The 15685-nt window shown below is 64.3% G+C and carries 9 protein-coding genes and 6 pseudogenes; 7 read left to right on the forward strand and 8 right to left on the reverse strand.

Annotated features, from left to right (window positions below; all coding sequences use genetic code 11):
• Position 1: 1 nt before the first annotated feature.
• The 3 genes and pseudogenes from AAC979_RS23285 to AAC979_RS23295 all read right to left on the reverse strand — a co-directional run.
• Positions 2-1021 carry an IS1595 family transposase gene (locus tag AAC979_RS23285; RefSeq protein ID WP_371349395.1) on the reverse strand — a complete coding sequence of 340 codons (1020 nt, stop codon included), beginning with the start codon at positions 1019-1021 and terminating at the stop codon, positions 2-4.
• 204 nt (positions 1022-1225) lie between these two features.
• Positions 1226-1443 (reverse strand): annotated as a pseudogene (locus tag AAC979_RS23290) (GDCCVxC domain-containing (seleno)protein).
• Between the two features lie 182 nt (positions 1444-1625).
• Positions 1626-2048 (reverse strand): annotated as a pseudogene (locus AAC979_RS23295) (efflux RND transporter permease subunit); the annotation flags it as partial.
• A 1-nt stretch (position 2049) separates the two neighbouring features.
• Between AAC979_RS23295 and AAC979_RS23300 the strand changes: the two are divergent.
• Positions 2050-2245, forward strand: a pseudogene (locus AAC979_RS23300) (IS5/IS1182 family transposase); the annotation flags it as partial.
• A 45-nt stretch (positions 2246-2290) separates the two neighbouring features.
• Here AAC979_RS23300 and AAC979_RS23305 read toward each other — a convergent pair.
• Positions 2291-3166 (reverse strand): annotated as a pseudogene (locus AAC979_RS23305) (IS110 family transposase); the annotation flags it as partial.
• Between the two features lie 44 nt (positions 3167-3210).
• Between AAC979_RS23305 and AAC979_RS23310 the strand changes: the two are divergent.
• Positions 3211-3717 (forward strand): annotated as a pseudogene (locus AAC979_RS23310) (IS630 family transposase); the annotation flags it as partial.
• 159 nt (positions 3718-3876) lie between these two features.
• Positions 3877-4845: an IS5 family transposase gene (locus tag AAC979_RS23315; protein WP_371349396.1), complete on the forward strand. Its 969-nt coding sequence runs from the start codon at positions 3877-3879 to the stop codon at positions 4843-4845.
• A 68-nt stretch (positions 4846-4913) separates the two neighbouring features.
• Here AAC979_RS23315 and AAC979_RS23320 read toward each other — a convergent pair.
• The 4 genes and pseudogenes from AAC979_RS23320 to AAC979_RS23335 all read right to left on the reverse strand — a co-directional run.
• Positions 4914-5279, reverse strand: a pseudogene (locus AAC979_RS23320) (peptidase T); the annotation flags it as partial.
• Positions 5276-6397: a nucleotidyl transferase AbiEii/AbiGii toxin family protein gene (locus tag AAC979_RS23325; protein WP_371349307.1), complete on the reverse strand. Its 1122-nt coding sequence runs from the start codon at positions 6395-6397 to the stop codon at positions 5276-5278. The pseudogene AAC979_RS23320 and the gene AAC979_RS23325, both read right to left, overlap by 4 nt.
• The gene (locus AAC979_RS23330) at positions 6378-6782 is read right to left on the reverse strand and encodes a hypothetical protein (protein WP_371349306.1); all 405 of its coding nucleotides are present in this window, start codon (positions 6780-6782) and stop codon (positions 6378-6380) included. Before AAC979_RS23330 ends, AAC979_RS23325 begins: the two co-directional genes overlap by 20 nt.
• Positions 6779-7890 (reverse strand): IS3 family transposase gene (locus AAC979_RS23335; protein WP_371346076.1). Its coding sequence is split into 2 segments (ribosomal slippage): positions 6779-7635 and positions 7635-7890, totalling 1113 coding nucleotides; the frame shifts between segments, so codons are not numbered across the junction. Before AAC979_RS23335 ends, AAC979_RS23330 begins: the two co-directional genes overlap by 4 nt.
• 475 nt (positions 7891-8365) lie before the next feature.
• On the opposite strand from AAC979_RS23335, the gene AAC979_RS23340 reads away from it, so the two are divergent.
• The 4 genes from AAC979_RS23340 to AAC979_RS23355 all read left to right on the forward strand — a co-directional run bounded on the left by AAC979_RS23340 (position 8366) and on the right by AAC979_RS23355 (position 15683).
• A complete protein-coding gene (locus tag AAC979_RS23340; protein ID WP_371349397.1) occupies positions 8366-9322 on the forward strand; it encodes a DUF3991 and toprim domain-containing protein in 957 nt (318 codons plus the stop codon).
• Positions 9323-9466: 144 nt separating this feature from the next.
• Positions 9467-10069 (forward strand): DUF1419 domain-containing protein, encoded by a 603-nt coding sequence (locus AAC979_RS23345; RefSeq protein WP_371349183.1) that lies wholly within the window; start codon positions 9467-9469, stop codon positions 10067-10069.
• A gap of 8 nt (positions 10070-10077) precedes the next feature.
• Positions 10078-10476 carry a DUF3085 domain-containing protein gene (locus AAC979_RS23350; protein ID WP_371349184.1) on the forward strand — a complete coding sequence of 133 codons (399 nt, stop codon included), beginning with the start codon at positions 10078-10080 and terminating at the stop codon, positions 10474-10476.
• A gap of 107 nt (positions 10477-10583) precedes the next feature.
• Positions 10584-15683: a DEAD/DEAH box helicase family protein gene (locus tag AAC979_RS23355; protein WP_371349398.1), complete on the forward strand. Its 5100-nt coding sequence runs from the start codon at positions 10584-10586 to the stop codon at positions 15681-15683.
• Positions 15684-15685 lie beyond the last annotated feature (2 nt).

The following is a 15685-nucleotide window of genomic DNA, read 5'->3' on the forward strand; positions in this document are numbered from 1 at the left end:
GTTAAGGCATACACCCACTAGATGTTGGGTGCTGCCACTCTCCTGAATAAAGCGCATCGAATGTCGGCGCGTCGACTTCGCCGGCGATCCCGAGCAACGAGCGGAAGGCGTTGAAGGGGTAGAAGCGCCGATTGAAGCGGAAGGTGAACTCGTTAAGGTAGGCTTGCAGATGCTTAGCGCTGACGCCGTGATGAGTGCCGCTGAGCCAGGTCTTCAAGTTCAAGAAGACGAGATGGATGATCGGCAGAAATTCTTCGGCGACGTCCGGATCGCCGCACTCGGCGATGGCGTGATGGTCGTAGCCGCGCTTCCGCAGGCTGGCGTAGGCGCTCCAATCGTCCGTCACCGTGAGGGCGCCCGGCGCGACGGCGCTTTCGACGAAGCCGCAAAGCTGTTCGGCGCTCCGGTCGGACACGACAGCGAGCCGGACACGCCCGGCGTAGCGTCCATCCTTCCGCGCGTCCTGCGCGCTCCCCGGCTTACGATGGCGCACCTCGACGGCGCAGGCGACGAGGACTTTGTGATGCACGCCACGGCCCTCGCCGCGCGTCCGTCCGCCGATCCATGTCTCGTCCACTTCGACATGTTGGCCGGGCCGACCACCGATCCTGTCCTGGTTGGGCCGCACCATTGCGGCGCGGAGCTTGTGCAGAAGGCCGAAGGCGGTCTCGTAACGCGAGAGCCCGAGCTGGCGTTGGAACTGCACAGCCGACATGCCGGTCGTCTGGCTGGCGACGAGATAAGCGGCCCAGAACCATGCGCTCAGCGGAGTGTGCGAGCGCTCCATGACGGTCCCCGCCGTCAGTCCCGTCTGGCGGCGGCACTTGCGGCAAGTCAGGATGGCCGGCCGCGTGGCGATGCGAAACGGTTCGCCGACTTCCCCGCAATGAGGGCAGGTGAAACCCTCGGCCCAGCGGGCCTTTTCGAGATAGCTGGCGCACGCTGCGTCATCCGGAAAAAGCTGCTGGAATTCGGCGAGCGATTTCGGAAACGCCAACCCCGCGCGGTCGAGAACGTCCATCAACGCCTCAATCGATCGAATGACTGGCGTCTAACTACATCTAGTGGGTGTATGCGTCAACCGGATAGGCAGGCTACAATCTTCTATCCTGAGAAATTCCGCGTTGATCGTGATCAATGAGCCTGTTGCTTGAGAAGATTATCTCGCGAACGAGCCGATCCAGACGGTGTGTCACGTCGGACAGCGCGCGGTGTATCCTTCGCTTCAGCTCCTGGCCCCGCAGCAGTCGGACCGGCTGTCCTGAACCGGCGGGCATGGCACGTCCGCATAGGAGCAGAAGACGCAGCAATCCCCGGGCTTGGGTTTCAATACGGCCCCGCATGCCCGGCAACGGTAGAAATATCGGCGGCATCGGTTGGCATCTTCTCCTTGAATGCCGCGCCGCAGCGCGGGCAGGTGATGGTGGCTTCCAGGGTCGTCATGAGCACCGCTCCACCCATTGTCTGAGACCGGATCGTCTGTGACCCGCGATCGTAGGCCCCTCACCGAAAGAACACGTATTTCACCGACGCCGCGATCACGAGCGCGAACACCACCATGCCAATCATCCGGACTAAGCCCGTCCCATGCCGCCCATTATGTCCTGCATCATGGAAACCTCCCGTCATTCAACCGCCTCAAGAGCGGCCCGCGCCCGCTCGTGCGCAGTCTCTGCGACAATCTCTCCGCGCTCGAGCCGCCAGCCCTTCACCAGAGCGTAGACCGCCGGGATCACCACCAAGGTCAGCACGGTCGAGGAGAGCATGCCGCCGATCATCGGCACGGCGATGCGCTGCATCACCTCCGATCCGGTACCGGTGCTCCACAGGATAGGCAGCAGCCCGGCCATGATGGCGACCACCGTCATCATCTTCGGCCGCACCCGCTCCACAGCCCCCAGCATGATGGCCCGGTTAAGATCGGCCCGGGTGAAGGGCCGGCCCTGCGCCGTCCGCGCGACCTTCAGCTCGCGCATGGCCTGATCGAGATAGATCAGCATGACGACCCCGGTCTCGGCGGCGACGCCCGCGAGCGCGATGAAGCCCACCCGAAGGAGCGGCCGCTCGGCGATCGACGGCCGCACCACCCGCCATCCCGGATATGCCGCGAGCCAGCGGGTCCGCAAGCGCATCGAGGAGGGCTTCGGCTGGATGAAGGCGGTGGCCGGGCTCGACAGGCCGAAGCTGCGCGGCCGCCGCCTACAACCTCGTCCGCCTGCCGAAGCTGCTGGCGGCGCCGGCATGAGCGAGACCACCGACGCGTCGCTGCAAGCAACCAAATCCTACGCCGTATCAGGGCTCTATGCCACGCCAGCCCCAAAGCACTCGCTTCATGAATAATTGCGGCTAGCAGCGTGGTCTTCCCTCCGGTCGATCTCTGGCGCGGAACGAGACCGAGGAAGGCGGCGAGGTCGCGGCCGCTGCGGAAGTCCGATACATTTGCCACAGCACTGAACAGGGCGGTGGCGACGATCACCCCGACGCCGGGAATAGACAACAAGGCCCTGCAGGCGGAGTTGGATTTGGCGAAAGCGGCAAGCTCCTCGTCGATCTCGTCAATGCGGGTATCGATCGCCTCGTATTCGGCGGCAAGAGTGGCGAACAATGTCCGGCAAACCGGATTGAGCTGAATCTCCTGGCAGGTCAGTTGTTCACGCAGAAATCGGCCGAAACGCATCCGGCCAGAGCCGAAGACCAGCCCGCGTTCGCGAAGCAGGCCGCGCACTTGGTTGACGATGGCGGTGCGCGCCGTGACCAACCGTTGCCGGACCCGGTGCAATGCCTGGATGTCCATCTGCTCCTGCGATTTGATCCCCACCGCATGTCGACCTGGCCGCTGCGCGGCTTCCGCGATGGCAAGCGCATCGTTCCAGTCGTTCTTCTGAGCCTTGGCGAAAGGCCGGACGCTCTCGGGCGTCAGGAGCCGGACGTCGTGACCCATCGCCATGAGCTGATGCGCCAGCCAATGCGCACCGGAACAGGCCTCAAAGGCGACGTTGAGGTGCTCCTCCGTTCTCTGCTTGAAAAACGCGATCAGCCGCGACCGAGTGAATTGCCGGCGAAGCACGATATCGCCGTCGCTGCCGAGCGCGACCAGGTGAAAGCTGCTGTTCTTGCCGATATCGATGCCGATCTGCTTGATTTGCACGTGATGCCTCCTTCTCATTGGACGACGAAGCGTATTCGCCGGGGAGGAGGCGAACCATCCCACAAGACGAGGCTCGGATCGGGCAAAAGAACGGGATCGTCTGACAATGGGCGCGGCGAGGGACGAGACCCCGCCAGCCGGCCGATCAGCGCTACGAGAACGCCTATCTCTTCGGCGCGATCTGCCCGGCGCGGGGCGTCGGCGCCGCCTTGGCGCTCCCCTACATCGGCACCGACGCCATGCAGATGCACCTCGACGAAATCTCGACCGTGGTCGCCCGAGGAGCGCACGCCGTGCTGCCGCTCGATCGCGCCGGATGGCACACCACGGGAATGCTCACGGTGCCGAAGAACGTGACGCTGATCTTCCTGCCGTCGCGATCACCGGAGTTGAACCCGGTCGAGCAAATCTGGTAGTACCTGCGCTCGAACTGGCTCTCCAACCGCGTCTTCGAGACCTACACCGACATCGTCGACGCCGCCTGCGATGCCTGGCGCAGGCTCGTCGACAGCCCGGACGTCATCACATCGATCGGAATGCGCGACTGGGCACACATCGGTCTGAAATGAGAGCCGTTGGTATAACGCAGCGGGTTACGAAGCGGCCAGTATGCTGCGATTTGTCACGCAATGTCGACAACATCCACAATCGATCCATCGACCCCTCGGAGCGCTTTTCAGAAGTCCCAACTCTATGATTCAGTAGAGAAAATTGGGATTGATTCGGCCATGTCTCGTCGTAATTTGTCACAACCGTCACTCGCCGATGCATTGGTGAGCCACCACAGCCGGGGAAACAAGTTTCTGGAAGACGTTGCGAAGCTTATCGATTGGTCAGCCTTCGCAGTTTTGTTCAAGGATATCCATGGCAATGCTCTGGGTGCGCCTGGCTTCCCGCCGATCGCGATGTTCAAGATTGCGCTCTTGAAGCAATGGTACGGCCTGTCCGACCCGGCAGCGGAAGAAGCGGTGGCCGACCGGCTGTCATTCCGCCGCTTCTGCGGCTTTCCGCTCGATCAGAAGACCCCCGACCACATGTCGATCTGGCGGTTTCGCCAAAGGCTGGTCGAACTGGGGCTTCAGGACACGCTGCTTGCCGAATTGAACCGGCAGTTGGAAGGGCGTGGCCTTCTGGTCAAGCGCGGCACGCTGGTCGACGCCACCATCATCTCGGCGGCGGTTGCCAAGCCGGACTATGACAAGGGCCAGGTGTCGGAGCGCGATCCCGACGCGGGCTTCACCCACAAGCACGGCAAGACCTATTTCGGTTACAAGGCGCATCTGGCGGGCGACGGGGAGAGCGGTCTGATCCGCCAGGCGCAAATGAGTTCGGCCGATTTGCACGACAGCCAGATGGCCGCGGCGCTGATCCAGGGTGACGAAGACGCCTATTACGCCGACAAGGCCTATGATAGCCAGGCGCTGCGCGATGAACTGACGGAGCGCGGCATCAAGGACCGGATTGCCTATAAGGCGAGGCGAGGCAAGAGGCAGCCGAATTGGCAAAAGTGGATGAACAAGGTCGCCGCCAGTGTGCGGGCCGGCATCGAGCGGACCAACGCGACAATGAAGAACTGGTACGGCATGGCCCGGGTCCGTTATCTCGGCCTGGTGCGCAACCACTGCCATCTGCAACTCGTCGCCTGCGCGATGAACGCCAAACGGGCGCTCGTTCTCATCAAGGCCGGAGCGGCCTGAGGGGCGAGGTGCGTCCAACATCAGGATATGGAGGCAAAATCGGAACCAATGAACCGAAAGTGAGCCAGCAGCGCTGGATTGTCGCTGACCCGGATGACCCGCTGCGCGTCGCCGGAAAGTTGTATGTCGCCGCCGCGATAGTTACTGATTATCCGCGGCTTGACGTCCGTTCCGGTGAAGTCGGGCGCGGTGTCCATATGCGAGCAGAAGCAGATAACCGGCACTGGCTTTTCGACATTGGAAGGAATGGTCGCATAGACGTAGCCATGCTCATCCAGATGCGCGTCGGTGAGGCCGACCGCCAGCAATTCCTCGACCAGCAGGCGGCCCAGGTTCTTCTGCTTTTCGGTGGAGGGCTGTGTCGATGACTCCGGGTCCGATTGCGTGTCGAGGACAACGTAACGAAGAAAACGATTGGTCACAGTATCGATCATGAAGCAGGTCCAATTACCGCTGAGTCTGGAGCAGAGTTGAGATATTGTTCGAGCGCCTCGATACTCGTCATCACGTCGTCGAAGGTAGGCGGTTCACCGAAGATCATGGCTGACATACGATCGTAGTCCGCGGCCAGTTTCTTACGCATGGCCTCAGTCGGTACGAGTCGATAGTTGCCTGGAACGGCGCGATCATACCGATGGTCCGGCGCACGAAACATCAGCTCCTTGTGCCGACGGCTGGCTTCGGCGAGATCCCGCATGTTTGCGGTCGCTACCCCATAGTCAGGATGGGTCCATATCTGGTGGACGTCATAGTAGTGGCGTGAGTACCGATTGAGATCGGGTGCCTTCCGCTCCGGGTTTGCCTCGAGAGTTCGCTTCTCGGTCGTCTCTGTCATCGCATGGAGGATGAGGACCTTTTCCCAAAAGGTCCGTTCCGGCTTGACGGTTGTGACGCCGCGAACCGTGAGATCGAGTCCCGGTCTCATTTCCGATGCGATGTAAGGCACGATCTCCCGAGGCTCGGCCGGGATGGGATCGGGGCGGGCGCCGCCTTCGATACGCACCGCTGCCTCGATATAGCCGCCGCTGGTATCAAACACGCTCTTGTAGCCGATGACCAGAATGTCGAGCGCTTCCCTTCTTCGGTAGGCGTCGTAGCCGAAGCCGAGAGAGAAATGGCATGTTTGGTCGGCTTCTTCTTCGACGGCGGTGATTTCCTTGGCCAGCAGTTCCTTGAGTGGGCCGGAAATATATCGGCCTGCGGCCTCGTCGACCTGCTCGGCCAAGGTCTTCTGTTGCTGCGTCACGGAGGGGAGGGCGGCTATGTCCGCCTCGAGCGGCACCTTCAAGTCGGCTTTGTAGATGCCGATGTCGATATCTTCGGAAAAGCGCCGGATCAGACCATATGCCTTACTGAGGCTGGTGCCGCCCTTGAAGTAGAGACCGATGGGGTCGGCGGGTCGCCTGTTGAACAGGAAGTCGAGCACCCAGCAGACATAGAGGTCCTTCTCGATATTCTCGGCTCGCGTTTCCAGTTCGGCCGCGACGGTTGAAAACAGCGCCCGGCGCTCATCGACGGTGGAGCGAAGGATTTCAATGAACGTCTGATGCATGCGCGTCCTCGGAATTCTGTTCCTCCGTCGGCCCGCCATCGCGATCAGCGAGGAGCAGTGCGCCCGTTATGCTGGCGACCAACGGATACATCCAGGCCGGGATCGCACTGATGTTTTCGCGCAGGTCCTGGAGGATCATCTGGCGATTGGGATTCCGTTCCAGATGGCGAGCGATGCCATTCACAACGGTATCGAGATTCGATTTCTCGTCCCGAAACCAACTGAGCGCCTGAATCACGCGCATGGCCGGCCGGCCGGCCCAGAAGGCTGTCTTTGCCGAGATGCGTTTGAAATCCAGTTTGTAGATGACCGGCTTCGTCGCGTGCGGATCACCGGCATTGGCCTCGATCTCGATTGACGTTGCCCCCTGAATGCCCTCGTTCATAACCAGAATCCGTTCTGGTTGTGGTCCTGCCTGGACCGGGCTGCGAACTCGTTTGGGGTAAGGCCGCCGAGGCTCGTGTGAGGCCGGTGGCCGTTGTAGTCGATCCGCCAAGCTTCGATGATCCGACGTGCCATCGGCAAGCCCTGGAACAGGTGCTCGTTCAGACATTCGTCGCGGAAGCGGCCGTTCAGGCTCTCGACGAAGGCGTTCTGAACCGGCTTGCCGGGAGCGATGTAGTGCCACTCGACACCTGTGTCCTGCTGCCAACGCAGGACCGCGTGCGAGGTCAGTTCGGTGCCGTTGTCGCTGACGACCATGAGCGGCTTGCCACGACGTTGGATGATGGCGTCCAGCTCCCGTACGACCCGGTGGCTCGACAGCGACGTGTCGGCCACGAGCGCCAGGCACTCCCGGGTGAAGTCGTCGACGATCACCAGCACGCGGAACCGGCGTCCGTCCGCGAGCACATCGGAGACGAAGTCCAGGCTCCATCGCTGGTTGGGTGCCTGCGGCAAGGTCATCGGCGCTCGCGTGCCAAGCGCTCGCTTGCGTCCGCCGCGACGGCGCACCGACAGCCGCTCCTCGCGGTAGAGCCTGAAGAGCTTCTTGTGGTTGATCTCCTTGCCCTCTCGCCGAAGCAGGATCAGCAGACGCCGATAGCCGAACCGCCGACGCAAGCTCGCCAGCTCACGAAGGCGCTGGCGGAGCGCGGTATCGTCGCCTCGCGTCGAGGCGTAGCGATAGGTCTTCGGCTCGATGCCGATGAGGCCGCACGCACGCCGCTGCGAGTAGCCCTTCTCCTCGATCGCCCAGGTCACGACCTTCCTCCGGGAACTGGGCGTCAGAAGTTTTTTCCAAGAGCCTCGCGGAGAGTGGCTACGTCGAGCATCGACTCGGCCAGAAGCTTCTTCAGCTTCCGGTTTTCCTCCTCGAGCGCCTTAAGGTTGCGGGCGTCGGACACCTCCATCCCGCCGTACTTCGTGCGCCACGTGTAGAAGGTCGCGTCGCTGATCCCGTGCTTCCGGCAGAGGTCCACGACCGGGATTCCGGCCTGGTGCTCCTTCAGGATCCCGATGATCTGTTCCTCGCTGAACCGGCTCTTGCGCATCGTCCGTCTCCTCTCGACGGATCCTAGCTTCTGAGCGGGGTCATTTCAGGGGGCAACGTCAGGGCAGTCAGGTCGCTTGTCCCGGTCCTGGTCCAGCGCTTGCGGACATGCCGCACAAGACGCCGCAGATGCGCGCGCACCTCGACGCCGGACGGCGTCTTTCGTCGATTGCCCGCGCGGTCCGATAGTACCAGGAGCCGGCTTTCCCGAAATTCTGCTGCGGAAAGGCGAGCGGCTTCGCCTTCAAATCGGCCCCCGTCTCGATGCCGAGCCTCCGGGGATGCCGCTTGCGAGCGGGCGGCGGCAAGGGAAGCTGCGCCGCGGCTGGCTTGCGGACCGCACTGCCGAAATCATCAGTTGCCAGCCGCGCCCTTGCCGCCTTCGCTCTTCGCGGCAGCTGGGGATCGCCTCGCGACATGCGAGGAGGAGACCTCGAGCAGGAAAGGCCGGACGCCGATGGGTGCCGGGAGAGGTGATGGAAAGGAATGACGTTGAAGAGCTGAAGGAGCGTGTCCTGTGCGCGGCCGTGCTGGAAAAGGCCGGCTTCGCGATCGACCTGAAGGAGAGCACGCGCCGGGCCGTCAAATATCGCCGGGGCGACGACATCGTCATCGTCATCCATGACGGCAAGGGCTGGTTCGATCCGCTGTCCGAGGCGAAGGGCGACGTGTACGCGCTGGTCGCTCATCTCGATCATGTCGCGTTTACCGAATGCCTCGACCGTGTGGCGGAGCTCGTGGGCTTTATCCCGAACGAGCCCGTCTGGACGCGGCCGGCGCGAATACGCGCTGCCGATGTTGGCATTGCGGAGCGCTGGCACCGACGCCGCAAGCCCTGGCCCGGTTCTCTCACGAGGCGCTATCTCGGCGAAGAACGCGCGCTTTCCGATACAGTAGTCCGGGCCGCGATCCGGAACGACCGGCTGCGCGAAGGCCCACGGGGCAGCATGTGGGCGGCCCATACCGATGAGGCCGGGGTCATCACCGGCTGGGAGGAGAGAGGGCCGGAGTGGCGCGGCTTCGCCACCGGCGGGGCGAAGGTCCTGTTCCGCTTCGGACCTGTCGATGCCACCCGCTTCTGCCTCACCGAGGCGGCGATCGACGCCATGAGCCTCGCCGCGATCGAGGACATGCGGCCCGACAGCCTGTTCCTCAGCACCGGCGGCGGCTGGTCGCCGGCGAGCGTGGCGGCGATCCGCACGCTTGTCATGCGTGACAACGCGCTTCTCGTTGCCGCCACCGACAACAATGCGCAGGGCGATGCCTATGCCGAGCGCCTGAAGGCCATCGCGGCCGAAGCGCCCTGCGGCTTCGAGCGCCTGCGTCCGAACGCCGGAGATTGGAATGAGGATCTGCGATCGATGAAGAAGGAGAAGGATGAGGAGGGAAAGGAGGCCCTGCTGCCGCATGCCCGCCGGCCGCGTCAAGGGTGAAGCTTCGCCCGGCTGCGCCGGCCCTTGACCCGCCCGGACGGAGAGGCGGCCGCCAAGGAGGGGTCATGAAGGGCTGAAGAGAAGATGGTGATCCCCGCGAAGGGGAGCTGCGCTCCGGCCCGACGAGGCTGAAAGGAGCCCGCCATGAACCTCCCACCCGTCCGCAAGGTCTTCGAGGGCGTCGCCGACCGGCGCCAGATGTTCCGCATGTTCGACCGCCACGCGCAGCGCCCCAACCGCTGGCAGGGCGACGACAGTGCGCTCTATCGCGGCGAATGGTTCGAGATCGGCCAGGTCGAGCACGACTACATGTTCGAGGTGCTGCCGCCGCTCTGGATGCGTGGCGACATGTTCGCCATGCGCGAATTCCTGACCGGGAGCATCACCAGCGTCTTCTTCTCGCTGACGATCGACGGCCGGGCTCGCTACTTCCACGGCTATTGCGATCTAGGCGACCCATGTTCTCCCGATTGCCTGAAGGCGGTGATCGCCGAGCGCGAATCCCGGCCGGCGAAGGCGATGACGCGCGAGGAGCGCCTCGAGCACATCTGGAGCGCGACGAACGACGACTATCGTGGCTATGCCGACTGGCGATTCCCCCACGCCGCGCGCGGCAGGCGCATCGTCATCGTCTATCGCCGGGTTCGGGGCCGCGACTTCAAGCTGCTCGACCAGCTCACGGACGCGGAGATCGGCGCCAAGCTTCCGGTGCATCTGCGCTACCTGCCCGACCCGATCGCGGCGTAGGTGCTGCCATGTTCACCTTCTCCGTGACAGACGTCCATGCGGTCATCACGCGCGGGCGTATCGATGCCCTCGCCAATGGCGGCTTTCGCAATCCCTATTACGGCCTCCGTCCCGGCAAGGACGAGAAGCCCGGTCTCTGGCTGGTCGGCGACGAGGGAGTCTATCTGCTCTCCAACGGCAAGCTCGCCGAGGGGCAGCGACCCCTCGTCGTCTATGCCGAGGAATGCGATCCGAAGACCAACCCCGGCTACTGGCACTACAAGCGCCAGCATTTCGGCGGCGATGACGGGATCGAGTTTCTCGATGCCGAGATGCTCGTGAAGCAAATCGCCGCGGTTCCTCGAGCCACGTATGTACGGATCGAAATGACCGACACCAGCATGTCGATCACGCCGATCCGCCGCTGACATCCCGGGCCGGCCGGCCCGTCCCCGACATCACCGCGATCGTCGCTCCTGCCGGAACCCCGCCGGCGGGCCGATGCCGCGCGCCTTCAGCACAGGAGACATTTCCCATGGCGCAGGACGATCCCTTCACGCTCGACCTCTTCGGCAACACTGCCCTGTCCTCCGGGCTCGGCCTCGGCATCACGGCATTTGCGGCCTCGTCCAACGACAATCCCGATCACGACGATGACCCGCCGCTATCGGCGCCGGCCTCGGCGATGCCGTTCGCTTCGCGGCAGCTCGTGTCGTCATCCCCGGGCCGGACGCGAGGCGAGAATTTCCATCTCGCCTGCCACCGCGCCTTGGCGAAAGGCTGGAAGGACCGGGCGCGCGACAATATCGCCGCGATCCGCCTCGCCGCGGCGATCGAATCCGAGGAACGCCCGGCGACGATCGAGGAACAGCAGCACTTGATCCGCTTCACCGGCTTCGGCGCGTCCGATCTCGCCAACTTCGTGTTCCGGCGGCCTGGGGAGGCGGAATTCCGCAAGGGCTGGGAGACGATCGGTGCCGAGCTCGAGGACGCCGTCGGCGATCTCGATCATGCCTCGCTCACGCGCTGCACGCAGTATGCGCACTTCACCCCGGAATTCATTGTCCGCGCGGTGTGGACAGGGCTTCAGCAACTCGGATGGCGGGGCGGGCGGATCCTCGAGCCAGGCGTCGGCACGGGCCTGTTTCCGGCACTGATGCCCGAGTCGCTTCGCGACGTGTCGCACGTCACCGGCATCGAGCTCGATCCGGTCACGGCACGCATCGTCCGGCTGCTGCAGCCGCGGGCCCGGATCCTGACCGGCGATTTCGCCCGCACCGAGCTGCCGGCGAATTTCGACCTCGCGATCGGTAACCCGCCCTTCTCCGACCGCACCGTGCGATCGGACCGCGCGTACCGCTCGCTGGGCCTGCGCCTCCACGACTATTTCATTGCGCGGGCGATCGACCTGCTGAAGCCCGGCGCACTCGCGGCCTTCGTCACCAGCGCGGGCACGATGGACAAGGCGGACGGATCGGCGCGCGAGCACATCGCGAAATCGGCTGACCTCGTCGGAGCGATCAGGCTGCCCGAGGGCAGCTTTCGCGCCAGCGCCGGCACCGACGTGGTGGTCGACCTCCTCTTCTTCCGCAAGCGCAAGATCGGCGACGCGGAAGGCGATCTCGCCTGGCTCGATCTCGACGAGGTGCGGCCGGCGACGGAGGACGAAGGCCCCATCCGCGTGAACCGCTGGTTCGCGACGCATCCGGCCTTCGTGCTCGGAACCCATGCGCTCGCCTCCGGGCCCTTCGGCGAGACCTATACCTGCCTCCCGCGCGAGGGCGAGGATCTCGGCGCCGTGCTCCCGGCGGTGATCAACCGTCTTCCGGAAGCCGTCTATGACGGCGAGCCCGGCATCATCGACCTTGACCTTGAGGATGGCGCCGACGAGGCGGCTCCCGACCTGTCCGGCGATCGGCATGTGCGCGAAGGCAGCTATGTCTTCGACAAGGCCCACGGCCTGATGCAGGTCCTCGATGGCAGGCCCGCCGCGGTCCAAGTCCGCAAGCGGCGGAGCGCCGACGGAATCCCCGAGAAGCATGTCCGGATCCTCCAGAAGCTGATCCCGATCCGCGACGCCGTGCGCGAGGTGCTGAAATGCCAGGAGCTCGACCGGCCCTGGAAGGATGCGCAGGTGCGCTTGCGCATCGCCTGGTCGAGCTTCGTCCGCGACTTCGGCCCGATCAATTTCACCACCGTCTCGATGACGGAGGACGAGGAGACCGGCGAGGTGCGCGAGACGCATCGCCGGCCGAACATACAGCCGTTCCTGGACGATCCCGATTGCTGGCTGGTCGCCTCGATCGAGGATTATGACCTTGAGACCAATACCGCGAAGCCCGGCGCGATCTTCACCCAACGCGTGATCTCGCCGCCGGCGGCGCCAGTGATCACCAGCGCGGCCGACGCATTGGCCGTGGTGCTGAACGAGCGCGGCCGCGTCGATATCGACCATATCGCCGAACTGCTGCACCGCGACCGCGACGATGTCGTCGCCGAGCTCGGCAGCGCCATCTTCCGCGATCCCGCCGACGGCTCCTGGCAGACAGCCGACGCCTATCTCTCCGGCGCCGTCCGCGACAAGCTGAAGGCTGCGGAGGCGGGCGCGGCGCTCGACCCCGACTATGAGCGCAACGTCACGGCGCTGCAGGGTGTGCAGCCGGCCGATCTCAGTCCCTCCGACATCACCGCGCGGCTCGGCGCCCCGTGGATTCCCGCCGCGGATGTCGTCGCCTTCGTCAAGGAGACGATGGGCGCCGAGATCAGAATCCACCATATGCCGGAACTGGCCTCCTGGACTGTGGAGGCCAGGCAGCTCGGCTATATGGCGGCTGGGACGTCGGAATGGGGCACCGACCGCCGGCATGCCGGCGAGCTTCTCGCCGACGCCCTCAACAGCCGTGTGCCGCAGATCTTCGACACGGTGAAGGAGGAGATGAGCGAGCGCCGCGTCCTGAACGTCGTCGACACGGAGGCCGCGAAATCCAAGCTCTCGAGGATCAAGGATGAATTTCAACGCTGGATCTGGTGCGATCCCGACCGCACCGACCGGCTGGCGCGGTTCTACAACGACCGCTTCAACAATATCGCGCCGAGAGCCTTCGACGGCTCCCATCTTAAACTTCCGGGCGCCTCTGGCGCCTTTGTTCTTTATGGGCACCAGAAGCGCGGCATCTGGCGGATCATCTCGGCCGGGTCTTCTTATCTCGCCCACGCCGTCGGCGCCGGCAAGACCATGACAATGGCCGCCGCCATCATGGAGCAGCGCCGTCTCGGCCTGATCGCCAAGGCGATGCTCGTCGTGCCCGGGCATTGTCTGGCGCAGGCCGCGAGGGAGTTCCTGGCGCTCTACCCCTCGGCGCGCATCCTCGTCGCCGACGAGACCAATTTCGTGAAGGAGAAGCGACATCGCTTCCTCTCGCGCGCGGCGACGTCGACCTGGGACGCGATCATCATCACGCATTCGGCCTTCCGCTTCATCTCTGTGCCCTCGGCTTTCGAGCAGCAGATGATCCAGGACGAGCTCGAGCTCTACGAGACGCTGCTGACCAAGGTCGAGAGCGACGACCGCGTCTCGCGCAAGCGGCTCGAGCGGTTGAAGGAGGGGCTGAAAGAACGCCTGGAATCGCTGGCGACGCGCAAGGACGATTTGCTCACCATCTCCGAGATCGGCGTCGACCAGATCATCGTCGACGAGGCCCAGGAGTTCAGGAAGCTGTCCTTCGCCACCAATATGTCGACGCTCAAGGGCGTCGATCCGAACGGCTCGCAACGGGCCTGGGATCTCTATGTGAAGTCCCGCTTCATCGAGACGAAAAGCCCGGGCCGCGCGCTCGTGCTCGCCTCCGGCACGCCGATCACCAACACGCTCGGCGAGATGTTCTCGGTGCAGCGGTATCTCGGATACGCGGCGCTCAGCGAACGTGGTCTGCATGAGTTCGATGCCTGGGCCTCGACCTTCGGCGACGTGTCGACCGAGCTCGAGCTGCAACCGTCGGGCAAATACAAGCCGGTCACCCGCTTCGCCACCTTCGTCAATGTGCCGGAGCTGATCGCCATGTTCCGCTCGTTCGCGGACGTGGTGATGCCGGCGGACCTGCGCCGCTATGTGAAAGTTCCGACGATCTCGACCGGCCGGCGGCAGATCGTCACCGCGAAGCCGACCGCGGCGTTCAAGCGCTACCAGGTGCTGCTGGATGAGCGCATCAAAGCGATCGAGATGCGCGAACGGCCGCCGGAGCCGGGCGACGACATCCTGCTCTCGGTCATCACTGACGGACGCCACGCCGCGATCGACCTGCGCCTCGTCGATCCGGACAACGACAACGAGCCGGACAACAAGCTGAACCTGCTCGTCGCCAACGCCTTCCGCATCTGGAAGGAGACGGCCGAGAACACCTACCTGCGGGCCGACGGCAAGCCGTTCGAGCTCCCCGGTGCCGCGCAGATGATCTTCTCCGACCTCGGCACGATCAGCGTGGAGAAGACGCGCGGCTTCTCGGCCTATCGCTGGATCCGGGACCAGCTCGTCCGGATGGGCGTGCCAGCCGCGGAAATCGCCTTCATGCAGGACTACAAGAAGTCGGAGGCGAAGCAGCGGCTCTTCGGCGACGTGCGTGCGGGCAGGGTCCGCTTCCTTCTCGGAAGCTCGGAGACGATGGGCACGGGCGTCAATGCGCAGCTGCGCCTGAAAGCCCTGCACCATCTCGACGTGCCCTGGCTCCCCTCGCACATTGAGCAGCGCGAGGGCAGGATCGAGAGGCAGGGCAATCAGCACGACGTCATCGACATCTTTGCATATGCGACGGAGGGCTCGCTCGACGCGACCATGTGGCAGAACAACGAGCGCAAGGCCCGCTTCATCGCCGCGGCGCTATCCGGCGACACCTCGGTCCGGCGTCTCGATGATCTCGGCGAAGGCCAGGCCAACCAGTTCGCCATGGCGAAGGCGATCGCCTCCGGCGACCCGCGGCTGATGCAGAAGGCCGGGCTCGAAGCGGACATCGCCCATCTCGAACGGCTCCGTGCCGCCCACCAGGACGATCAGTTCGCCGTTCGCCGCCAGATCCGCGACGCCGAGCGCGAGATCGAGTTCGCGACCCGGCGCATCGGCGAGATCGAGCAGGATATCGCGCGCCTGGTCCCAACCACCGGCGACGCCTTCGCGATGACGGTGACCGGCAAGACCCATGGCGAGCGCAAGGAGGCCGGCCGGGCGCTGATGAAGGAGATCCTGACGCTCGTGCAGTTGCAGCGGGAGGATGAGAGCGTGATCGCCTCGGTCGGCGGCTTCGATCTCGAATATTCCGGCGAGCGCTTCGGGCGCGATGGCTATCGCTACAGCACCCTGCTCCTCCGGACGGGATCTGAATGCGAAATCGACCTGCCGGTGACCGTCACGCCCCTCGGCGCGATCTCTCGTCTCGAGCATGCCCTAGACGATTTCGATGGCGAGCAGGAGCGATTTCGGCAGCGTCTCGCTGATGCTCGGCGTCGCCTCGCCTCCTACCGGTCCCGTGACGGAGGCGCGTTTGCCTTTGCCGAGGAACTGGCGGAAAAGCGGCGTCAGCTCGCGGCGATCGAGGCCGATCTCGCTGCTGACACGGAAAGCTCGGCCGAACGGGCTGCCGCCTGACC

Origin of the sequence: Ancylobacter sp. IITR112 (assembly GCF_041415945.1) — a bacterium.
In the GTDB taxonomy this organism is placed as follows: domain Bacteria; phylum Pseudomonadota; class Alphaproteobacteria; order Rhizobiales; family Xanthobacteraceae; genus Ancylobacter.